This window comes from Paenibacillus violae (assembly GCF_032461945.1).
Taxonomy (GTDB): Bacteria; Bacillota; Bacilli; order Paenibacillales; family NBRC-103111; genus Paenibacillus_E; species Paenibacillus_E violae.
In genome coordinates, this window is sequence record NZ_JAWCUD010000014.1 from 212,499 (window position 1) to 236,727 (window position 24,229).

Consider the following 24,229-nt stretch of genomic DNA (forward strand, 5'->3'; position numbering starts at 1 on the left):
CATGTTGAATTACGGAAAGCAAATAAAAAAACCAAGGAGCTAAGCGAGAACAGGCCGCTTAGCTCCTTGGTTTTTTCAAAATTTATTGAGGCTCGTTAAGGATGTAGTCAACTAACTCGTCCAGAGGCACGGTAGCCAAAGCGATCGCCGTATCCGTCACTCCGTAGTAAATATAAAGCAGCCCATCCTTCACGACATTCCCTGTTGGGAAGATCACATTCGGAATTTGGTAGCCGAATTTCTCATAATACGTCTCCGGTTCCATGATGAAGTTCTTCGTGCGGGCAATCACTTTCTCCGGGTTTTCCAGATCCAGCAGCAGCGCCCCCATGCGATAGACAATCTCGTCATCGACACCGTGGTAGAGCACCAGCCAGCCTTTATCCGTTCTTACCGGCGGCGTGGAGCCTCCGATTTTCCGTGATTCCCATGCGGGATTCTCGCCTTTGGCCAGCAGTTTCGGCTCTTCCCAATGAATCAAGTCTTCCGAATACGTAATCCACATGGCAGCCTTTTCCGTGCCGTATTCTTCCCCTACATATTCCTCAGGACGGCGAAGCATAACGAACTTGCCATTAATTTTCTCCGGGAACAAAATGTTGTCGCGATCATTGATCTCCAGCGGAGTCGTGTCCGCTACAAATTCCCAGTCGATCAGATTGGTCGACTTGGCGATCGAAGAGCGCGTCCGCCAATGAACTTCCTGCTCTCCCCAACCGTCTGGATACGACGGGAACGATCTCTCCGGAACACCGCGATTCGTCGGGTAGTAATTCATGGCGCATGGACGCAGAGCATAGTTCATGTAGAACGTGCCATCGATTTTGACAACACGTGGATCCTGAACACTACCATAAGGGAATCCGAGCTCATCAGGCGTCAGAACAGGTTCATCTTTCACATGGGTGAAATTAACGCCGTCCTCGCTTTCCAGAAGGCCCAGGAAGTTTTTGCAAGGGGTCAGGGAGCCCGCCGTACGCTCAATCATGTAGAATTTGTCGTTGTCAATGATAACAGCCGGATTAAACACCGTCACTTTGCGCCATTCGTAGCCTCCCGGAACGACAATCGGGTTACTCTGATGTCTTGTAATTTTCATACTTATTGCCTCCTAGGTATTTGGGTAAATTGCAACTAGCCTTTGACGGAACCGATCATGACGCCTTGTACGAAATAGCGCTGCAAGAAAGGATACACTACGACAATTGGCAAGGTGGACACGATGATAACCACATATTTTACAAGTGCTGCAATCTCGGCCTTGTTATTCATCGCGATAGCCATATCGCCGCTAATCGCAGCACCTGTGGTCTCCGCCGTCATTTCTTGCAGGACGAGAATTTGGCGCAGCACCATTTGCAGCGGATATTTCGTCTCGTCATTAAGGTAAATTAACGCAGGGAAATAACTGTTCCAATGGCTTACGCCATAAAACAGGGCCATCACCGCAATAATTGGCGCAGATAACGGAATGATAATAAGCCCGAACAGCTTAAAGTTCGTGCAGCCATCCATATAAGCTGCCTCATGAAGCTCCTTGGGGATGCTGGACTCAAAAAACGTGCGAGCAACGATGATATTCCACACCGAAGCAGCTACCGGCAAGATGAGTGCTCCAATGGAGTTCATCAATCCCAGGTTTTTCACCAACAGATAGGTCGGAATGAGACCTCCATTGAAGAACATCGTGACCAGAAACATTCCCATGAAAAACTTGCGGCCAACAAAGTCCGCTCGACTGAGCGCATAGGCAGCAGGCAGCGTTACGACCAGGTTCAGCAACGTACCGATAAAGGTATACAAAAGTGTATTTCCATATCCGTTCCAAATCTTTATGTTATCGAATACAAGCCCATATCCTTTGAAATTAAGCCCCTTTGGAAACAGCCACATCTCACCAGAGCTTACATACTTGGGATCGCTCATCGAGGCGCTAATAATATACAGAACGGGGTACAACACCACGATCAAAGCTAAGCTTAAAAACACATAGTTCATGATGAGGAAAATCCGGTCACCCTTCGTCTCCTTCACTGCAGTGGCAACAGCCATAGATGACTCCTCCCTTCTTCTTGTCTACCACAAGCTTGTTTGACTTGTGCGCTTGGCAATTTTGTTAACGCTAATCAGCAAGATAGCGTTGACCAACGAGTTGAACAGACCTACGGCTGTGGAGAAGCTGTATTGTGCGCTGACAAGCCCCGTACGATAGACAAATGTAGATATCACGTCGGACGAATTTATGTTCAGCGGGTTTTGCAGCAGCAATACTTTCTCATAACCCACGCCCAGAATATTACCCACATTCAAAATCAATAAAATGGTAATCGTCGGCACAATTGTCGGTAGATTAATATGAATAACGCGTTTGAACCGGCTCGCTCCGTCCACGATAGCCGCTTCATGCAGCTGCGGGTCTACGCCGGACAGTGCCGCCAGGTAGATAATCGTCCCCCAGCCGGTATTCTGCCAAACCCCTGAGAAGACATACACCGTCTTGAACCAGCTCGGGTCCGTCAAGAAAGCCGGAGCATGGATACCGAACAGCTCTATCAACTTCACCATGATTCCGCTTGATGGGGATAGGAAGGTAATGACCATCCCCGCCATGACCACGACAGAAATAAAATGCGGTGCATACGTAATCGTTTGAACACCTTTCTTGAAAAAACCATTCTTCACTTCATTAAAAGCTAGAGCCAATATAATGGGAAGCGGAAATCCGATCGCAAGCTCATAAAGACTGAGACTAAACGTATTCCACAATAAATCCCAGAAGTAGTAGGAATGAAAAAACCGCTCAAAATGTGCGAATCCTACCCAGTCACTCCCAAAGATCCCCTTGGTTGGCGTGAAATTTCTAAAGGCAATTTGAATCCCGTACATCGGTCCGTATTGGAAGATCAGGAAATACAAAAAGGCCGGGGCGATAAATAAGTACAGTTCCCAGTTTTTCTTCATTCTCATAAACAGTGAACTGCTGCTTGACACCTTCGTGTTTCTTGCTGTTTGCTGACTCATTGTACTCATTTCCTTCATCCTCTCCTTTCTCTGCATGTTGGTTGCTGCTAACGCTTTCATTCGTCTTCTAAAGTGTAGAAAAACCGAGGGTTTTCGTAAATATGTGAAATCTGCATTGTCATTCTTCAGCCCTTCAAAGCCTTGATAGGCAAGGAATTATCATGAGCAAATCATACATATTGTCATTCACAACGATCTGTGTGAATCTGTCTACGAAGTACAATAAAAATAACTGATTTTTGGTCACCATTTTTACTTTATAAAAGGAGGGTTTTTATTCTATGACTAAAAAATCAGCTCATCTGATCTCACACAGTCACTGGGATCGAGAGTGGTATATGCCTTATGAGCGTCATCACTATCTATTGACCGAACTGATGAACGATCTGCTAGAAACGTTGGAGCGTGACCCTGAGTACCGTTATTTCCATTTGGATGGACAAACGATTATTATCGAGGACTATCTACAGGTTCATCCTGAAAAAAGAGAGCAATTGGAAGCCTACATCAAAGCAGGCCGCATCATTATTGGACCTTGGTATGTCCTGCAGGATGAATTCCTGACCAGTTCGGAAGCGAATGTCCGGAATTTGCTGATCGGACATCAGGATGCGGCCAAATACGGCGTTATCTCCAAGCTGGGATACTTTCCTGATTCCTTTGGCAACATGGGCCAAGCGCCACAATTGCTAAAACAAGCGGACATCGATACGGCCGTGTTCGGGCGCGGTGTAAAACCAACCGGTTTCGACAATGTTGTCATCGACGTGAACGGCTCCGGTTATGAATCTCCGTATTCAGAGATGTATTGGTCGGCCCCGGACGGCTCCAAAGTTATCGGAATCCTGTTCGCTAACTGGTACAGCAACGGCAACGAGGTTCCGGTCGAAGCCGAAGCAGCTAAGGCATTCTGGGACAAGCGTCTTGGCGATGCACAGAAATACGCGTCGACATCGGAGCTGCTGTTCATGAACGGCTGTGACCATCAGCCGATCCAACGCGACCTTAGCGAAGCTATCGACACCGCCAAAGCGCTCTACCCTGATGTGGATTTCATTCACTCTAGCTTCGAGCAGTATATCGATGCGCTCAAAAAGCAGCTGCCCGATGACATGGTGACCATCCAAGGCGAGTTGCGCAGCCAGCATACCGACGGCTGGGGCACGCTGGTCAATACCGCATCCGCCCGTGTCTATCTCAAGCAGCTGAACCAGCTGGGACAGACGCTGCTTGAGAAAGGCGCCGAGCCTCTTGCGACGCTAGCCCATCTGGCGGCCGGCAAAGCCTACCCGCACCAACTGCTCACCCATGCGTGGAAGACGCTGATGCAGAACCACCCGCATGACAGCATCTGCGGATGCAGCGTGGACGAGGTTCATCGGGAGATGGTCACGCGATTCGACAAGAGCAGGCACTTGACCGAGACCATCATCGACGAAAGCTTGCAGGTTATAGCTGGACAAATCGATACAGCCAGCGTAGGTTTCTGGCCGAAAAACAGTCTGCCATTCACGATCTACAACATGACGGGCTGGGAGCGTACAGGTACAGTCCGTATTGAACTGATCGTCGCCAAATCCTACTTCAAGGAAGGCCCGAACCCTCCGGCCATTGCGGAGAGACTGGCCCAACTGCCATTGAACTTGGACAATGGCTTACTGCTAGACGACCTAGGCCAGGCTATTTCGGCCAAGGCGGAGGATTTGGGCGTGCACTTCGGCTACGAATTGCCGAAGGACAAATTCCGGCAGCCTTACATGGCGCGCAGAATCGCGCTGACTTTCGAAGCGCAGCAGGTTCCGGCGTTGGGCTTCAAGACGTGGGCCTGGGTTAGCGAACCTACAGCGCATGCTGAAGCAACAAACAGTCCGCTAATCGCAATGGATTTCGGCATGGCCAATGCGCATATAGCGGTTAGCATTCACGCAGACGGCTCCTACGACATTACCGATAAAGAGACAGGTTACACCTATGAAGGCATGGGTGTGTACGAAAACTGCGGCGATCTCGGCAACGAGTACGTCTTCCGCCAGCCTGACGGAGATGTTGCCTTGACTACCAAAGGGTTACCGGCTCAAGTGAAGCTGGTTGAAAACGAACCTTATCGAGTGACCTATGAGATTAAGCATACTTGGCTCATCCCGGCTTCCGCATCGGAGCTGTTCGAAGAAGAGAAGCGGAAAATGGTTCCCTTCCGCAAGCGTACGGCTTCGCGCTCAAGCGAATTGGTGCCATTCGAGCTGACCACCCGCATCAGCCTCGAACAATCTGGGAAAGGCGTTCAGGTGTCGGCTTCCTACAATAACCAAGCCAAGGATCACCGCCTCCGGGTACTGTTCCCTACCGGGCTGACAGCGTCGACGCATCTGGCCGATTCGATTTTTGAAGCTGCTGAGCGCGATACGATTCCTGCCAAGGAGTGGATCAATCCGAGCAACGCGCAGCATCAACAAGCTTTCATCAGCGTATCGGATGGCACACAAGGCCTGACGATCGCGAATAAAGGGCTGAACGAATATGAGGTCTTGCATGGCGGCAAGAACACCATTGCCGTCACCTTGCTTCGCAGTGTGTCCGAGTTGGGCGATTGGGGCGTTTTCCCGACACCGGAAGCCCAATGTCTTGGCGATCATACGGTCGAGTTTGCGGTTTATCCGCATAAGGGCACCGCGATCCAAGCCGGCGCATTCGTCTCGGCGTATCAGTTCCAGTCGCCATGGTTCCACACGACTGCGCTGGAACAGCAGCAAGGTACACTACCGCCCCGTTATCAAGCGTTGGAATGGAGTGGCTCATCCCTTGCTTTGTCGGCATTTAAGATGTCTCTGGACCATGATGATGTCATCGTCCGACTGTACAATCTTGCCCACGAGACGGATCAGCTGACGCTGAAGCCATCCTTCCCGGTCGCTTCAGCTTACCAGAGCGACATCCTGGAGCGTCGGCACGATTCAACCGAGCTCGCAGACGGGCTAATCCGCACCACTGCGGGCAAGTGTGAAATTATCACTTATGCTTTTCAGCATGAGCAGTCCTAAATCCTAAAACTTATATCCCAGGAGGAATATTCATCATGAATTTACCCGCTTCCATTACCGAATTTCTGAACGAAGCCAACCTTAAACTGGCACACAACCCGAAGCTGCAAAAGCTTTTCAGAAACTGCTTCCCAAACACGCTGGAAACAACAACCAAGCTCCTTGATGACGGCACCACCTTCGTATTTACCGGCGATATTCCAGCCATGTGGCTGCGTGACTCTACGGAGCAGGTTCGCCATTATATTCCTTTCGCCAAGCAGGATAAGGACCTGCAACGCATCATCGGCGGTCTCATCGCGCGTCAGATGTTCTACATCAACATTGATCCTTACACCAATGCTTTTAATGAAACCGCTAGCGATAAGCACTACCGAGACACAGACGATTGCGACCTGAACCCGTGGATGTGGGAGCGGAAGTATGAGATCGATTCTCTCTGCTTCCCTGTGCAGCTTCTTTACTCTTACTGGAAGGAAACCGGGATTACGGAAGTTTTCACCCATTCGGTTTACCAGGCGTTGACGTCCATCGTGAACTTGATGATTACCGAACAGCATCATGATCAAATGTCACTGTATCATTTTACGCGCCAAACAAAGCAGCATACGGAAACGCTCCAAAATAACGGGCGCGGTCTTCCATCCAACTACACCGGCATGACCTGGTCCGCTTTCCGTCCGAGCGACGATGCCAACCTGTACGGCTACAACATTCCGGGCAACATGTTTGCCGTCGTGATTCTCGGTCACATTATCGAAATGGCTGCGGATATCTACAACGATACGCGCTTAGCTGCACGCGCAGAAAAACTGCGGAAGGAGATCGACTTCGGCATCCAAACCTATGGCATTGTCGACCATCCGAAATACGGCAAAATTTACGCCTACGAAACGGACGGTTATGGCAACTATTGCCTGATGGACGATGCCGGCACACCAGGTTTGATCACGATCCCTTACATCGGCTACACCGGCATCGACGATCCGATCTATCAGAATACGCGCAAGTTTGCGCTTAGCTTCGATAATCCGTATTATTTCGAAGGCAAATACGCCAAAGGCATCGGCAGCCCGCATACGCCAGGCGGCTACGTCTGGCATATGGCCTTGTCTGTGCAAGCGTTGACTTCCAACAATATCGACGAGATCAAGGAGCTCATCCAGACGCTGATTAATACGGATGCGGATACCGGCTATATGCATGAAGGGTTCCATCCGGATGATCCTTCCAACTTCTCGAGACCGTGGTTCGCTTGGTCTAACAGTCTGTTCGCCTCCCTGATTTGCAAAGCTATGGACGAAGGACTCGTCTAGTAGCATAATAAGCTCCTCGTTAGCCCTTACCGGCTGCGGGGAGCTTTTTAGTTACGCTAATGCTTCCATTCCCTACGGTTCTATATATCGGCTGCCTCTGGGCTCTCTACCGCCTCCTATTCACATGCTTATACCCTATTCACATCCGCTATTTCGAGAAATATGAACGCTTCCCCCTCTGAGCGGAACTACAGGATCTTATTTGACCGCCACACCACGTTTTTCGGGTGAAATCGCCAAAATAACGCCCCGTAGTTCCCCTCCCAGACGGAAAAACTGCTTTTTCAGGAAAATAACGGATCATAGTTCCCTTCGACATAAAAAAGGCGTAAAGGTCAATTTCACCTCTACGCCCACTTCTATTCCGTTTATTTTCCAACTTGTTTAGTCATTCACTAGCTGTTTTTCCAACGATCATACGCTTTTTGATAGATCTCTTGGAAACGGTCCGAGCCCATTTTCTTCAGGGTTTGTACATACTTGTCCCAACCGTCTAGCGATTCTTGTCCCGTAGTAAACTTCGCTTCCATCTGCGCAACATAAGTTGTGAGATCGGATCGCAGTGCCGCAACTTCGCCAGACTCCGCTTCCGTCAAGTATAATGCCGGGAACGGTACGCGTGCGCCACGGTCCAGCAGTTTGGTTTTGGACTCATTTTCCACCCATTTCGCGAAATCATCCTTCACAGGCTCATCCGGTACAACCATGGGTGAAGCGATACCATAGTTAGGTGTAATCTTGGAGCGGTAAGTCTCTCTATCTTCACCATTCGGTACTGGCAGGTATTCGATTTTACTCTTGGTGCTGTCCGTATATTTCCACAGAATGCCCTCTGGCCCTTTGTTGAACAGCATTTGGCCTTCCGGTGAGTACATATAGTCTACCCAACGAATCGAAGCTTCCGGAGATTTATTGGATTTGGAGATCGCAAACGTGCCTGTCGAGAAACCTTTGTTGCTCGCGATAGCAGGAGCGCTTACCTTGTCACTGCGAACCGGACTGAACATAACGTCCTCGGTGTTAGGCTTCCCGCCATGGGACATGTAAGCATGCCAGTCGGAGAACAGCAGCACTTGATCGTTTTTAATTTTCGCTTTCTTCTGGTCATCCGTCTGTGAGAAGGATTCGTGATCCAGCAAATTGTCGGCCCAGAGCTTGTTAAGGTACGTTACGTAGCCTTTATAAGCATCTTCAGCCGGTGTATAGTGAACTTTTCCTTTATCATCCACGTACAATTCTTCTTCATAGGCTCCAAATGCGCCAAGAAGCCATGTACGGATATCTCTCAGCTTGATACCTGAGGAAGAGGACAACGGAATCTCATCCTTCTTGCCATTTTTGTTCGGATCTTCATCTCTGACGCGCTTCAGCAAATCGTACAGCTCATCCGTCGTCTCCGGCAGCTTCGTCACATTGAGTTCCTTCAGCATTTTGCCGTTGTACCACATCGGATTTCGGTACCATGGCTGAAACGGTTCAATGCGTGGAAGCGAATAAATATGCCCGTCCGGTGCTGTAATTGACTTCCGAATGTCCGGTTTATCGGCCAATACTTTCTTAATGTTCGGAGCGTACTCATCGATCAACTTCTCCAAAGGAATCAAGATGCCTTGGCTTCCGTAGTTCAACTCTTCCGCCTGTGTCAGTTTCGAGGCGAAGAAAATGTCCGGGTAATCGCCGCTTGCGAAAACAAGGTTTTTCTTCGTGTCAAAGCTGTCACGAGGAGCATTCCGGTAATCGATTTTGATGCCCGTAAGCTTCTCCATCTCTTGCATAACCGGCATATCCTTCCAGTTCTGAATCCCCATATCCGGAGCCATGATCGATAAAGTCATCGGATTCTTCACGATCGGGAACCCTTCTTTGTTCACTGAACTTGCCTTCGAACTTGCACTTCCGTTTGCGGCGCTTTCATTCTCTTTTTTAGTTGCGCAGCCGCTCAATACGGACAGTGATACCGCTAACACGAGTGCGGACGCCACGACTTGCTTCTTTCTCTTCAACATTGCATGTCCTCCCTTATGGTCATCTTTGAAAGCTGCTAGCGCTTACAAATTGAAGATTAAACTTCGCAGATGTTTTAGTAAATATGTCGATTTTGTGCTGTCAAAGACCTTCTATCTCCCCTGATTCAGGTCAGGATGGTTTGGATAAATGCGGTTCCCTCATGAAGCCTGTCACCGAATATGTGATTTTTGTAAACCTTTTACCCAGAGCAAAACATACACATTGTAACTTTTTAATTACAATTGTCAAAGGTTAATCTCCCTCTACGTAAGCGATTTCGTCCATAAAGTATTGTCATAAGTGCAGGGATGCTCAACATAAATAATAAGAGATCAGGGAGAGTTGACTGTTTGATACAGGAGGTACAATGATGAAAGATAATAAGGAATTCCCCCGAAGACCTTCCATCCAGCCATCGCAGCCTATGATAAATGATCAGCAGCTTCATGGTCATTCCCCTACACAATGGTCAACTGTTAAACCGGCCGCCCATCATTCGCAGACTGTCGGTGACCGAGGTCCCGTACTGGAACAGGACAGCGTTCTGCATGAAACACTGGAAACTTTCATCCATGAGAAGATTCTTGAAAGGCCGGTACACGTCAAAGGATACGGCGCTTTCGGATACTTTCAGACCGTCCATTCCATGGCGGCATACACGCAGCTTTGTTTTCTTCAAAGTCCTGGTCAGCAGGTCCCTGTCACCGTAAGGTTCTCGTTTGCGGTCAGCAACAAGGGTACCCCGGACACTTCCCGCAATGTGCGTGGATTCTCCACCAAGTTTTATACAGAAAAAGGTGTGTTTGATCTCCTCTGCAATCACATCCCCGTTTTTGCGGTACGTGACGCCATGCGGTTTCCAGAGTTTATTAAAGCCTTTTTACCATCACCCGTAAATAATCTCGTCGATCCCGAGCGGTTATGGAGTTTCATAGCGAGAACACCGGAGTCCACGCATTTTCTTCTCTGGCTCTATTCCGACGCTGGTACGCTTAAGAGTTTCCGTCACACCCCTGGACACAGTGTTAACACTTATGTTTGGAAAAATGCCGCAGGCGCCCGCACGTATGTTAAATATCATTGGGTTCCTTTTGCCGGTGTGCAGTACATAGACAGTCGCGAAGCTGCTCAGTTGGCAGCGGAGAACCCGGATTTCGCAGGCAAGGATTTAAACGATCATTTAGCAGCGGGAAACACGGTTGAATATGGACTTTATGTTCAGCTGATGAACCCATCAGATGAAACGGCTCTTCCATTTGATCCATTGGATGATACCAAAGTTTGGGATGAACGGCAATATCCGCTGCAGCCGGTTGGCCGACTTGTGCTGAACCGTAATCCGGATAATTACATGGAGCAAGTGGAGAAAATAGCTTTTTCACCCGCCAATTTATTGGAAGGTGCCGAATTGTCAGACGACAAGCTGCTGCAGGGACGCAACAATATTTACTGGGATTCTCAGCGCCGGCGAATGGGGCCGGATTTCCGTAAGGTTCCTATTAACCACCAAGCCAACTGGTCTCCTGATTCTCTTGTGACCAGCGGTAATGGCAGATACGTAGAAGGCCATCTCATGCGATCGGACATCCCGAAGCAGGATGATTTTACACAAGCTGGCCAGTACTATTACTCTCTCTCTCCGGTGCAGCAAGATCACTTGGTTGCTAATCTCTCAGGCGATCTGTCCGGCATATCCCAGAATACGCAAAACATTGTTTTGAACTATCTCTATCATGCCTCCACCGAACTAGGAGAGCGGGTAGCTCGAGCCGTTCAAAAGCATGAACAAGGATAATGTAAACCAAATATAGATGATTCCTATAGGGTATAGGGGTCATCTATTTTTATTTCCACTCACAAATCTCACTTCCGTCCGCCTGCTGAGCAGCTCAGCTATTCCTTTTGCGATCATCTGAACGCCTCGCTCAATCAAATCCTCATCCACTTGAGAGATACTGAGGCGAATCACGTTATCTTTAGAAAAATCAGGAAGATACATGCGCTCTGCATGATCCACTAAGACATGTTGATGCTTCAGGTATTCCTGAAGCTGCTTCGCTTTTATCGGCACCGGCAATTCGATGGTGGAATAGAAGCCGGATAAGGAACCCGAGTAAGTGGCAACAGCAGGCAGCCATTTCTGGAAAGCTTGCTGCAAGAGCGCAGCCTTCTTGCTATACAGTTTCCTCATGCGTTCAATGTGGGCACTGAACATTCCGCTTTGAAGGTAAATCTCAAGCGCGCCTTGTGTCAGCATAGGCGTATGTACGTCTGCGGCAAACTTAGCTCGCAAATAATCTTCCCGCAAGGCATCAGGGAGTACGGCTAAGCCAAGTCGGAGGCCGGGCAGCATAACTTTCGAGAAGCTTTTGACATAAATCACTCTGCCGGAAGGATCGTAGGCAAACATCGGATCAGCCTTGGCATTCGAGTCCAGATCACCCATATAGTCATCCTCAATAATATACACATCATATTGCTGCGCTAATTCGACGATTTTTCGCTTCGTTTCATTCGTATGGCTGTAGCCGGTCGGGTTGTGAAATCTGGAGACTGTGTAGAACAACTTGATATCGTTATGCTTAAAAAGCTGCTCCAACCGCGTTAGATTGATCCCCTCGTTTCCTACTTCAATGCCATAAGTCTCGCTTCCATGCTGACGAATAGATTCAATAAACCCGGCGTGCGTGGGCTGCTCCAGACAGATATGACGTTTGCCATTCGGAAAAGGCAGAGATACAAGCAGATGCAGAGCTTGCTGCGAACCGGATACAACATAAATCTTATCAGGCACCGTGAACACCTGCAGTTCTTGCAAATGCCGGGCCAGCTGAACGCGTAGCGACCCAAGCCCTTGAATGTCCGAGTACGTGAACATCTCTTCTTTATAGCGTTCAATGGCCTGATTGATACAATGTTGGAAATCCCGATAAGGCATTGCATGCCGATCAGGTCCAGCCGAGAGGAAATCAATGGTGCCGTGTACTCCCTCCAACTTTTCCCGTCTTCGATATCCCTCCACGACGTAGTAGCCACTCTGGGGCACCGAATAGATGATATGCCTCTTCTCTAACTCGCCATATGCTTTCATTACCGTATTTTTGCTGCATGCGAATTCCTGGGTTAAAACACGAATAGAAGGCAGCCTGTTTCCCGGCTTCAAAGTCCCATCTTCGATGTGCTTCATCATCTGATCCACAATCTCTTCATATAGCATAGGGTTCATCCCCTCTCCTTCCCAACTGTAAGGGTACAATTCAAGAATACTGCCATATAAAATTCATGCCATTCCTCGTATACTCAACGTGAAGAAAGTTATTTGTTTCCATTTCAAACCGAAGAGGAGTGATGCATGATGAAAAAAATGAATAAAATGAAGGTAATCGTTCTACTGCTTATTGCCATGCTATTTACAAGTACAGGCTCCTTCGCCAGTATCGCCAGTTCGGCTAACACCAAGCCTGGCATCAAGGAACTTCATGTAAAAGAATTATTCCATGGAGTAACAGGGACAATCGTGATCAAAAATTTGAAAACGGATAACATGTATACCTATAATCTCCAGAGGAGCAATCAGCGGTTCACACCGGAATCCTCATTCAAAGTTCCTAATGCACTCATCGGCTTGGAAGAACATGCTGTAGAAGATGAGTACGAAGTCAAACGCTGGGACGGGATCGTTCGGGAGTTCGATGTCTGGAATCGCGATCATACGCTAGCTTCCGCTATGCGAAATTCCGCTATCTGGTATTACCAAGCGATGGCTCGGGACATTGGTCCTGAACGGATGCAAAGCAATCTCAATCGAATTGGGTATGGCAATCAAGACATTAGTGGTGGCATTGATACCTTCTGGTTGAACAGCAGCTTAACGATCTCCGCACAAGAGCAAGTTCAGTTCCTAGAGAATCTCGTGGAAGAAACCCTGCCGTTCCATGAGCAAACGATGAAAACGGTCAAACGCATCATGATCGATAACGAACAGGATGCATATACTGTTCATGGGAAAACAGGGACAAGACTTTCCGATATGGGCCTAGGGTGGTATATCGGCTATGTGGAGACCGATAAGACTTCATGGGTATTCGCCACCAACGTGGACAGCAGTGGTACGACCGCTAAGACAATCACCCTCGAGTGTCTTAAGCAATTGCATATTTTATGAGACTCTCGCTACTTCACATCATATCATGAATTTGAATTCCTATGATGAATTCACCCTGCTGGGGGAATGACCATACAATATCGGAGTATCCAAATTCCGAGGAGTGAACGTGATGTACAAACTAACGTTAGAAACGGCAAAATATGTAATGGAAGTCGCCGAACAGAAAGCCCGGCAGATGGGACTGAACAGCGATATCGCCATTGTTGATGAAGGCGCGAACCTGATCGCTTTCCATCGTATGGACGGCGCGCGAATTGCCGGGATCGAAATCTCCCAAGGCAAGGCTTGGACTAGCGCAGCCATGCAAATGCCGACAGCCAACCTTGCGCAATCGGCACTGCCAGGCTCTCCCTCATTCGGGATCAACACGACCAATCATGGTAGAGTTACCATTCTGGGTGGAGGCATACCTCTCATCCTTAACGACAAAGTCATCGGCGGCATCGGTGTAAGCGGAGGCACAAGCGCCCAAGATATTGAAGTAGCCACTGCCGCAGTTAATGCCTTTAATAGCATGCATGCTGCCAGAGACCCTTGGACGGCTAGCGCCCGTATCGGCTCTAATCAATCTTATCGATAGGCGAGCTGTTTGAAGATTTTCCCACTAAAGGAAGGCGCCTCCCCATTAAAATGAGAAACTAAAAGAGGAACTGCCGAACGATGCTTGGCAGTTCCTCTGAAGTTAATGGGACGGGTAAAACTACATCCGTCCAGATGCTTGAAGCAGCATCTGCAGAACCTTAGCAGCTGCTTCACGTGTTGTAGCATCGGCCGAGCCGAAATAGAGCTTGCCGTCAGTTTCAAAGCCCTCCATCAATCCGAGATCCGTCACAGCTTGAATGCTCTCTTGCGCATAGCTGCTGAACTGCGGAGCATCGGCATAGGCGGAATTGCCGGATTGTTTTGGCGTCTGCAGGCCAATAAGCTTAATCGCTCTAGCCAGCATCACAGTCAAATCTTGACGGGTAATGGTCTCATTCGGTTGGAACTGGTCCGCTTCTACGCCTGTGACAAGTCCCGCCTTGAAGGCTGTTGTCACATCGTTAGCGAACCAGTCGCTGCTCATCACGTCACGGAAAGGACTGGCTTCCGATTGAACTTGCAAGCCAAGCGCTCGGACGAGCATCGACGCGAATTGAGCACGCGTCACGTTGACCTTCGGTGAATACATATGGTCGGACGTGCCGTTCAGCAGGAATTTGTCTGCAAGCGACTGAATTTTATCGCGCGCCCAAGACGTATCAATATCCGTGAACGTTCCCTTTCTTACGGCAGCCGCATACGTGGAGAAGCCCGGACGACGTATTGTTACAATAGATGCACCATCACTTGCAGGCGTGACTTTTGCCGGTACGGGATAGACATGGCCATTCTCCAGATACAACGCGCCAGCCGTTTTTGCATCCATGCCTTTCTCGATCAGAAAAGATCTAGTGACCACCTGATCGGCTTTCAACTTAATAGGTTCGGCAGCACCGAGCTTCAAGCTGCTTGCTTCGAAGAGATAAGGCGTACCAAGAATAGAAGCCTCTTTCATTTGCTTGGTAAATTCGGACTTGCTGCTTTCGTCCTTCTTAATCGTGATTACTAAGTCTGCTGCAGTAGGCAATTCCTCTAAGACGGATAGCGGTAAAGCGATAGAGGCATCGTTCCAAATGAAGACAATCGACCCCTTTAGCCCAGCTTCCTTCAGCATCTTTGCTTGTGCAGCCGTTACTTTCAACTGAGCAGCGTTGGCATTATCGGATGCCGCTCCAATTGTTAACGCAATGGAAGTTTGCTTTTCTTGCTCCAGTGCTTTTTGCAGTTCCGCATCTGTAATTGAGACAGACAATTGCGTGCCTACCAGACTCGTGAGCGACGCGATTGAAACACTGGTTTGCCCAGCTGTAAGCACCGATGCGACGACTTCCTTATTGTACGCCGCTCCGCTCGGCGTGACAGGACCTGGTCCGGAAACTGGTGGATGATACGGGTCATCAGGATCATTTGGCGTCGGCGGATTAGGCGCATCTCCGACAACTTCACTGTTCATGTAGAATGTTTTGAATGTTGCTGTTTGGTCAACAAGTTCATAATTCTCGTTATACACTGAACCTATGAGTACCATTTTGTAACGGCCTTCCGGCAGATAAGCTGTCACCTTGTTGCTGGTGAATTCATCGATGCCAATCGCATAGGAACCATCGAATTCCGGAATAATGATATTCGTAGGGAGCGGCTTCAAGACGTCCTTCTCTTCGTCCAGATCAAAAATCTCCGCAACAGTGCCCACCATTTCATTATTCATATCGTAGAGTGCGGCATACAGATGATTGATTTCTTTGGTTGGTAGCATTGCCGTAATATCGATAGGTGCGTCTTTGGACACCGCTGCACTGCTGAGCTTCATGTTCTGAATCATAAATTCATTGCCGTCAGACTGATCGCCAACGTGAATGACGAAGGGCAAATGAAGGGAAGGAATTCCTTCACTCTCAAGTAACACCTCTCCCTCGTACACACCTGCTGGCGCGTTCGGTATGGCCTTCCCAGAGAGGTTAAAATCGAATTGAGCGCCTGCTTCCAACGTAATCTTGTTAGCCTCAAGTCCCTCCAGTCCCATCAGAATTGCGCTGGAATCCGGCGTAGGAACGGGATTATTGGGCTCGGATGTTACTGACGAATGCATCACGACTTGCGTTTTGTATGTAACCGGGGTGCTCGACACATTCTTCACGCGAAGCGGCTTCTTCACGGCTTCAGCGCCCGGAGACAACTTCCCAAAGCTTACACTGGTCGCTTGACTCGGGATTACTGTCGGATTCATTTTGTTGTCGTAGATCGTAATCTCGTCAAGGGATTCAAGGATGGCGTGTGTATCGATCGCGTTCATGACGTTAACCCGTCCTGCGCCTTGCGAATAAACGTCATACAACGTTCCGTCCTCATTACGGATCTCGTCCGCCGTATTCGCCAGTGCCGCACGAATGTCAAACGGCGTCCACTCCGGATGAGCTTGCTTAAGCAGAAGGGCGAGTCCCGCCACATGAGGCGCTGCCATGCTCGTGCCGCTCAGTCTCGCATAGGCTTTGTCATAGCTGGCGTCAGGATTCACTTTGCCGAAAGCTGGCACCGATGAGAAAATTTGAACCCCAGGTGCGCTCAAGTCCGGCTTAATGCCATAATTGCCATCGGAGTTAGGTCCTCTGGAGCTGAAATCGGCCATTCGGTCACCCGCTACGAAGTAAGTATGAAAGTCGTTCTTGATCGTGAACTTCAGCTTCAGATCCGGATGGGCAGTCAACTCACGGGCAAGTGCACGTCCCATTTTACCCGGCATGTCAAAGGTCGGAATATAATCATAACCATCGCCCAGGAAACCAACAGGTCCGATCGGACCGTCGCGCGACGGTATAACCTCGGACAAATCGGGCACGGTACTCCCCACTATATCCTTGCTGTTGCCATTGAAAATAACAGCAGCTTTCGCGCCATGCTTGGCGGCGAGTTTCACTTTCTCATCGAAAGTTAAGAGCCCACGGGAGATAAAGACGATTTTATCAGCCAAAAAGTCAGAGCTAAGGTCATCATAATCGGAATCCGCGCCAAGACCGACATATACGCCTTGAATCGGATCGGCTCCAAACATCTCATTGAACTTTTCTTGCCCTGTTGTCCAGCTCATCAAACTCATATTGACATCAGAACCCAGCAATGGGGCTTCGCCATATACATCCGAGCTAACAGCGCTATACACAGATCCCGTGACGCGATTGCCGTCGCTGGTCGCTGCACCCACGGAGATCGCCAATTGTGAGGATGCCGGCGAGCCCATGGAGTAATAGTAGTGAGCTCCAGTACCTGCATTGCCATTGGCCACAACAGCCACGACACCTGCCAAAACAGCATTATTCACTGCAACCGCATCTGGGGAGTCAGGGTCCTTTTCCAAATCGCTTCCCAGAGAAAGGTTGATGACATCCATCTTGTCTTCGACAGCATGTTCAATCCCGTCGATGACTTGAGCGGAAGTACCGCCATCCGGCCCGAGCACTTTGTAAGCATAAAGTTTGGCTTTATAAGCAATCCCCTTCTGCACGCGATCAGATGTCGGATTCGAAGCCGTGCCAACGATAGTACCTGAGACATGCGTACCATGGTGGGAGCCTTCATAGTCATTCATCGGCAAGTCCTCATAAGGATCGTCATCTTGATTGATCGCATCGTAACCGCCGTCTTTATAAGCACCGGCAAGATCGGGATGAAGGTAATCGACGCCGGTATCAATGACGCCAACTTTCAAGCCTTCGCCTGTTAACCCGCGCTCCCACGCCTTCAAGACACCGATTTGTTCGAGCGGAACCGTATCGAAATTTGGCGAGTCAACTGCAGCTAGAAAGCTGTCATGCTCTTCGATCGGATAGTAGATGACATTCTTATGAATCGACTTTACCCCAGGAAGCTTGGCCAACTGCGGAATCAGATCAGCGCGAATCGTGACCTCCAGCCCATTTAGTACGGTGTTGAAGCTGCGTTCAATCGTAAATGGAATGCTGCTTGTCCGTGCGCTGCTTACGAAGGCATCTTGTTCCGATTGCACAGTAATCTCGCTGGCTTCTGCAGCTAGTAGCTTGTAACCTAGTTTGGCGGCATACTGCCCGACGGCAGCAGGCTGGCCGCTCAGTTGAACGATGACTTTCATCTCTTCCGAGGAAGTCGTATTAATGTCTTCGGCAACGTGCGCTTGGCTCGGAACCGAATTAACTTTGGGGTCTGCCTTAGAATCCTTCAACAGACGTGTAATCGATTTCAAGCCTTCCGTAGTCACGAAGGTGGTCTTTTCTCGAGGAGCAGCAAAGGCGGTAGGTAAGCTTGTCGTGACGAGACTGCCGGCTAGCACAGAGATCATCGCGAGCGACAGCGATTTTTTGAGTAGTGATCGTTTCACGTTCAGGTACCCCATTTCGGATCAGATTAAAAGCTTCCTCGCAGGCTAGCGTAAGTTCTCGACGTCCAAACCGTCGATGGTAACAATGCTGTTGCTCGACTTGGAATTCGCTTCTCCCGCATGCACGATCTTGATTTTGTGCATGCTATTTGACAACTCGCCCGACAGAAAGACAGGCACCCGATAACGTAGACTCTCGCTGTACAAATCGATCGGAACCGGTGTTACAGAGATTCCGTCGATATAAATATTTACTTTTCCACGGTTGCTGCCTGTCGTTGACCACAGGGTGACCTTGGTGCCCGTGAATGTGAATTCGGCGGAGCTATCAGGTGTCGTTGTGTAGGTCTGCACGCCGTCGGGATAGTTGGCACCATACCGGGTCGCCCAAGGGCCTGTATAGTTAGCCGCCGCATGAGTGGGTGAAATTAATCCTGATAAATGGAAGGCATCCACATTAATACTCTTCTTTTGACCTCCGCCGCCTGAGGATCGAATGACTACATCGTGATGTCCGTTAGGCAGCACCGTTTTGAAAAGCGACTGCTTCGACTGCGGCGTCTTGCTGTATAGATCGGCATACCCTGAAATAATACCGTCAATCCATATTTCGCCGATGCCTTGTTCGTCGTTCTTCGTACCGATCCATTCAAACATATTGCCTTTAAATCCGAATTGGACGTAACCATCACCGGTAAGCTGTTTGATCGTTCCTTGGGAATAAGAAGGACCCGAAAGCGCAGCCCAGTTTCCATCGTAGTGGAGCGTAGGGTCTTCATCTTCAATGGATTCAGACTCATTGCTGTATCGAACGTTCAACGTGTAGTTGCCTGCTCCGGCTACGGCGTAAACATTGATGTAATAGGTTCCCGTCTTGTCAGCCCGGTACGTGATCGATTCAGATGACTTGCCTGCGGATTCGGAAAATGCGACCGCCCCTTCCTTGCTTTGCACGGTTTTAGCGGAAGAATCGTATAAAATGAGATCAAAATCCGTCTCCGCAGCGCCAGTAAGGGAGAAGGTTGCTTCTTCACCGGCATTCAGTTCTACCGAATAAACATGATTCGGGTCGTTCGCCTGATCGAGTCGAGCGTTGACAGAGGAATCCAGCAACGACATGCCAGGGATGTCCTTATTCCACAGCGCGCGATAAGCGCTTATTAATTTGCCGCTCACGGTATTCGCTTTTAAATCACTGAGCGTTTTGCCGCTATTCACGACGCGCTGCTTAATGTCCAAAGCGTCAATTGCCGGGTTCTGGCTTGCTACCAGCGCAGCTACCCCTGCAGCGTAGGCGGCAGCGTACAATGTTCCTTGGGAATACGAGTAATTACCGTTGCTGTTCTTGAGATTGATGGTAGTCATCTCGGGTTTATTGCTGATAACCGTGTCGTAAAATAGCGAGACATCCATCAGCCTATACGTTTGATTATCATAAATGGTGCCGGGAACTCCCCATGTTTTGAAGATATACCCGCCTTCCTTGACGAGCTTGATTCCTAAAACATCAAGTACAAACTTAGAATTTAAACTTTGGTCAATTAAATCCTGGCCTGTAAGCATCAAATGGCCGCCATCCGTGAGATAACGAGTCAAATTGTCTTGATCGACATCCGTTAACAACTTCGAATTGTTGGCAGTTGCTGCCGTGCCCGAGAACCAAACAACAACGTTATATTGCTTTAACTGTTCAAGCGGCGGACCATCGAAGGACTCATCCGGTGTTTCAAAGGTTTCGTAGGTATAACCGGCGTTCTCAAGCAACCCTTTATAAACAGCAAATGGATCGCTCTCGTACATCGGACCGATTTCTCCACCGCTGCGGCGGCTGTCGTTCACGAGTAAGATCTTCGGTTCGGCTCCGCCAACCGGCTTGAGGTAGGCCATGGCACGATTAAACATATCTTGCCGCTGCCCCGCTGTTTCCGGTGTATCGATCGGAATTTCTTCAAACCCGATGCCGTTGTAGTAAGCTTTGTAGACGCCGTTATCAATCTGGGCGGCATAACCGGCATTCACGTCAGGCGACGTCGAAATAATAAGCTCGGACGGCGCAGCCACATCGACGGAGGCTTGTCCACGCGCGGCGCCTAAAGCCATGGTACCAAGGATATTAACGCCTGTGACCGACAGCACGTTCGAACTCGGGTAAGCGGCCGGGTATACAGGACTGACATCCGCATTCAAAATTGCACCGCCACTTTCGCCGGCAGGAGCCACGAATAACATGGTAGAAGCATTAATGGCGTCTTCAATCAACTTGCTTCTGTAGGTGTACACGATCCCAAGCGTGGCGATCTTTACACCGTTCTCTTCGGCATAGTGAATAGCATTCACTACATCTGTGAAGTAACCGCCTGCTTCAGAAGCTACCTTGATAGGCATAATCTTGACATTAGGCGCAACCCCGGCAATCCCCTCGTCATTGTTCATCTTGGCTGCGATTTGACCGGCAACCGTCGTACCATAGACATCGTTGAGACCATCAATCGTATCAAACAATGTGTTGTCGCCGTGCGCGAAATCCCATCCGTTCACATCATCGATAAGTCCATTGCCATCATCATCGATGTTGTTGTCCGGGATTTCCTTCTCGTTCGTCCAAATTTGGCCGACCAAATCAGGGACATCGAGCTTCACTCCCGTGCCAATGACAGCGACAGTCACGTCTTTGCTGCCCTTGGTTATCTGCCAAGCTTCCGGCAAATCCAGGTCTATATCGGGCGTGCCTCCCGGCACCACGCCTCCATTGAGATCTTGACCGGTGTTATTCAGTGCCCACTGCTCATGAAACAGCGGATCATTCGGCAATGGCGGTGAATCGTCACCAGTTTCCGCAGCCGAAACAGCCGATTGGCTCGGGACATTGGCTGGACGGAATGTTTGCGGATTAACTACGCTTGACACTTTATAGTCGGGTTCCGCATAGACAACGTTCGGATCCTTGAGAAGTTCTTGAATAACGTTAGAAACGTCAGCCCCAGCCGCAAGTTTCAGCAGCTTCGCATTGGGAACCGCCAACGAGCTTGTGCCAATTACTTGCTTGGACAGCGTATCCGCAAATACCGATCCAGATTCCGAGCGGTACTTGACGATGACATGATCGGCGGCGTACTTCTGCTTTTCAGGCAGTGAGTTGACGAATGAGGGCTGTTGGCCGGTAGCCTGCAGCGAACTATTCGTGTGTGATTCAATGGAAATCGTTGGGTCAAGGGAAGCTTGTCCTTCCGTCCATTGACTTTTTCTAATCGGATCGTTTTTCTCGGGTTGCACAGCTAAAGCAGGCGTCACAACTCCAAATAGCAGCATCGATGAAAGAAGAGCGGAAGCCATGTTCTTACTTTTCCTGGTCAAGTCTTGTCACTTCCTTCACATATTTGGTTGAAAGTCCAAAATGAAAGCGCTTTAAAATCATGCCGATCTACTAGTAAGTAAGTATCCTATCCTTAACTTCGTAATTCTCTCGTGCAACCTAAAAAACAATACGGATATTTGTCCTGATACACCCCCCATCTTCTGCGTGTGTTCTTCCACAGTACCAACGGTCTGCTACGCGGCCGACGACCTTACTTGCAGCTCACGAACGACTGGAGAAGCGAATTGGAAAATATGTCATTAAACCTAACACGACTCTTCCAAATTCTGAGATTATTATATATTTGCTCAAACTGAAGAGTCAATAGGTTTAATTTCTTATAATTTTTGGAGTATTTGTGCAAAAATACTAACGCAAATTGTGATAATGCTATCATTTGAGAGTTAGCAAAATTTTTTTTAAAAGTTTGCAACCTTTTCTTTCAGCCTGCCGTTTATGAGGATGTGAAAGCAATAAACAAACTATATGAGGTGAATTTCATGAAAAAAATATTCAAAACGATGACTCTATCAGCAGCCACTGCTGTTTTCTCTTTAACACTTGTAGGACAAAGCTTTGCAGCAGCGCCAAGCTTTACGGATTTGGATAAAGTTGCAGCCAAGGACAAAATCATGTCCCTTCAACAAAGCGGCATCGTATCCGGCATCACGCCTGAATTGTTTGCTCCTCAAGCAGCGATGTCACAAGCACAAGGCATTCAACTACTTGTTAATGCATTCAAGCTGAATCTCGATTTGGTAAGATTCGTAAAAGAACCAAAAGCCACTGATTATTTTGTTAAAGCGAATAATGATTCTTGGTATGCCAATGCGCTTATTACGGCTGCCGTCAACAATGTTGAGCTTTCAAAGGATTTAGATCCTAATGCAACCTTAACTCGCGAACAGTTCACGCATCAGCTCATTCGTGCTATTGAAACATTCGGTAAGCTTCCACTGATTAATCCGGTTGTTGTAGATATTAAAGATAACGATCAAATTAACGTCGAATATTCAGGTTCCATCCAGCGCGCAATTAACTACGGGGTGATCAAATTGAGTGCAGATGGAAAAATGAATCCAAAAGCTGAAATCACCCGTGCGGATGCGGCAGAAGAAATTTTCAACTCCATCGAGTACTTGAAAGCTCACCAAGCGCCAGCGGCTCCAACTGAAGCCCTTACAGCACCAGAAGGTGTGAAACTGATCACTGAGACATTGGGACTTGTTGATACAGACATTAAAATTAAGATTGACCCGAACTCCAAAATGACTCGTGAGTCATTCACGAATCTGCTCGTTACGACGCTTCAATCAAGCGGCAAACTGCCAATGATTAAGGTTGTTCCAGTTGATATCAAAGATAATGATCAGATCGATATTTTAAATACAGGCGCTATCCAAACAGCGATTGCCATTGGTGCCGTGCAGTTGAATTCAGATGGCATGTTCGATCCGAAAGCTAAGATTACCCGTGCAGATGCAACGGAAATTGCTAATAACGTTGTTAACTATTTGAAATCTCACCAAGTGCATTCAGATCCAGGTGCAGCTATTACTGCTACGGAAGGCGTGAGACTGATCACGGAAACACTTGGACTCGTTGGTTCAGACATCAACATCAAGATTGACCCGAACTCCAAAATGACTCGTGAGTCATTCACGAATCTGCTCGTGACGACGCTTCAATCAAGCGGTAAACTACCTATGATTAAGGTAGTTCCAGTTGATATCAAAGACAATGACCAGATCGATATTTTAAAATCAGGTTCCATTCAAACTGCGATTGCTCTTGATATCATTAAATTAAATGCAGACGGCACTTTCAATCCAAAAGCAGAAATTTCCCGTGTTGATGCAACTGAAATTGCAAACAATGCCGTTGCAGCTGTCAAAGCGTTGCCGAACAATAAATAAAGATACATGTTATTCTGCAGAGAGAGGACGCGTTAAGCGCCTCTCTCTTTTTAACATGCACGAATAAAGCTTGTCTGATCTAACGGACCTCATTGCCGTTATTTTCAATAAATCCGCCTTTTTTCGATTCTAACGGACTCCAGAGCCGTTATATGATCAAATCTCATCCGAATTTCATGCTAGATGCATGAATAGCCGCGCTGATGTCCGTTAGAATCAGGTAACGGCCTTTTTTCGCCCAATAATGGACCTCTGTCAAGAAAGTAAACACATCATTAAGTGACGATCACGCAGTTTCTGAAAAGGTCGCCGCAAACTGAACAGGCGAAACATAGCCGAGGGAGCTATGAACTCTTTTGCGGTTATAGAAGAATTCAATATACCGAAAAATGGCTTCGTATGCCTGGTGCTTGGTTTTGAATTTCGTGCAATAAATAAGTTCTTTCTTTAAAATGCTGTGGAACGACTCTATGCAGGC

Annotated in this window: 14 protein-coding genes; 6 read left to right on the forward strand and 8 right to left on the reverse strand. The window is 48.4% G+C overall.

Translation table 11 applies throughout. From position 1 onward, the window contains the following. Window positions 1–82 precede the first annotated feature (82 nt). From RQP52_RS31365 to RQP52_RS31375, 3 genes are read right to left on the reverse strand one after another with little or no spacing between them, the layout of a single operon-like run. Window positions 83–1,099, reverse strand: a complete 1,017-nt coding sequence (locus RQP52_RS31365) for a glycoside hydrolase family 130 protein (RefSeq protein WP_315955483.1) — start codon at window positions 1,097–1,099, stop codon at window positions 83–85. Between the two features lie 35 nt (window positions 1,100–1,134). Further along, window positions 1,135–2,052 carry a carbohydrate ABC transporter permease gene (locus RQP52_RS31370; RefSeq protein WP_315955484.1) on the reverse strand — a complete coding sequence of 306 codons (918 nt, stop codon included), beginning with the start codon at window positions 2,050–2,052 and terminating at the stop codon, window positions 1,135–1,137. A gap of 24 nt (window positions 2,053–2,076) precedes the next feature. Continuing rightward, entirely contained in the window at window positions 2,077–3,021 is a 945-nt protein-coding gene (locus tag RQP52_RS31375) for an ABC transporter permease (protein WP_315955506.1), read from the reverse strand. 281 nt (window positions 3,022–3,302) lie between these two features. Here RQP52_RS31375 and RQP52_RS31380 point away from each other — a divergent pair, with 281 nt between their 5' ends. Both RQP52_RS31380 and RQP52_RS31385 read left to right on the forward strand, forming a co-directional pair. Further along, window positions 3,303–6,059 carry an alpha-mannosidase gene (locus tag RQP52_RS31380; protein WP_315955485.1) on the forward strand — a complete coding sequence of 919 codons (2,757 nt, stop codon included), beginning with the start codon at window positions 3,303–3,305 and terminating at the stop codon, window positions 6,057–6,059. A gap of 35 nt (window positions 6,060–6,094) precedes the next feature. Beyond that, the gene (locus RQP52_RS31385; protein ID WP_315955486.1) at window positions 6,095–7,375 is read left to right on the forward strand and encodes a glycoside hydrolase family 125 protein; all 1,281 of its coding nucleotides are present in this window, start codon (window positions 6,095–6,097) and stop codon (window positions 7,373–7,375) included. A 395-nt stretch (window positions 7,376–7,770) separates the two neighbouring features. On the opposite strand, the gene RQP52_RS31390 is transcribed toward RQP52_RS31385, so the two are convergent. Beyond that, entirely contained in the window at window positions 7,771–9,381 is a 1,611-nt protein-coding gene (locus RQP52_RS31390) for an extracellular solute-binding protein (RefSeq protein ID WP_315955487.1), read from the reverse strand. 425 nt (window positions 9,382–9,806) lie between these two features. Between RQP52_RS31390 and RQP52_RS31395 the strand changes: the two genes are divergently transcribed. Next, entirely contained in the window at window positions 9,807–11,177 is a 1,371-nt protein-coding gene (locus tag RQP52_RS31395) for a catalase (RefSeq protein WP_315955507.1), read from the forward strand. Between the two features lie 39 nt (window positions 11,178–11,216). On the opposite strand, the gene RQP52_RS31400 is transcribed toward RQP52_RS31395, so the two are convergent. Beyond that, entirely contained in the window at window positions 11,217–12,599 is a 1,383-nt protein-coding gene (locus tag RQP52_RS31400; protein ID WP_315955488.1) for an aminotransferase-like domain-containing protein, read from the reverse strand. A 156-nt stretch (window positions 12,600–12,755) separates the two neighbouring features. On the opposite strand from RQP52_RS31400, the gene blaOXA reads away from it, so the two are divergent. Both blaOXA and RQP52_RS31410 read left to right on the forward strand, forming a co-directional pair. Beyond that, window positions 12,756–13,547 carry a class D beta-lactamase gene (gene blaOXA / locus RQP52_RS31405; protein ID WP_315955508.1) on the forward strand — a complete coding sequence of 264 codons (792 nt, stop codon included), beginning with the start codon at window positions 12,756–12,758 and terminating at the stop codon, window positions 13,545–13,547. A 112-nt stretch (window positions 13,548–13,659) separates the two neighbouring features. Next, the gene (locus RQP52_RS31410) at window positions 13,660–14,130 is read left to right on the forward strand and encodes a GlcG/HbpS family heme-binding protein (protein WP_315955489.1); all 471 of its coding nucleotides are present in this window, start codon (window positions 13,660–13,662) and stop codon (window positions 14,128–14,130) included. A gap of 120 nt (window positions 14,131–14,250) precedes the next feature. Here the strand turns inward: RQP52_RS31410 and RQP52_RS31415 are convergent, their stop codons facing one another. Next, window positions 14,251–18,480: a S8 family serine peptidase gene (locus tag RQP52_RS31415; protein ID WP_315955490.1), complete on the reverse strand. Its 4,230-nt coding sequence runs from the start codon at window positions 18,478–18,480 to the stop codon at window positions 14,251–14,253. A gap of 45 nt (window positions 18,481–18,525) precedes the next feature. Beyond that, window positions 18,526–21,834, reverse strand: a complete 3,309-nt coding sequence (locus RQP52_RS31420; RefSeq protein WP_315955491.1) for a S8 family serine peptidase — start codon at window positions 21,832–21,834, stop codon at window positions 18,526–18,528. Window positions 21,835–22,335: 501 nt separating this feature from the next. Between RQP52_RS31420 and RQP52_RS31425 the strand changes: the two genes are divergently transcribed. Next, window positions 22,336–23,751, forward strand: coding sequence for an S-layer homology domain-containing protein (locus RQP52_RS31425; RefSeq protein ID WP_315955492.1), 1,416 nt, complete (start codon window positions 22,336–22,338; stop codon window positions 23,749–23,751). Between the two features lie 286 nt (window positions 23,752–24,037). Here RQP52_RS31425 and RQP52_RS31430 read toward each other — a convergent pair. Next, on the reverse strand, window positions 24,038–24,229 hold a 192-nt coding region (locus tag RQP52_RS31430), incomplete at its 5' end, for an IS3 family transposase (protein ID WP_315955493.1).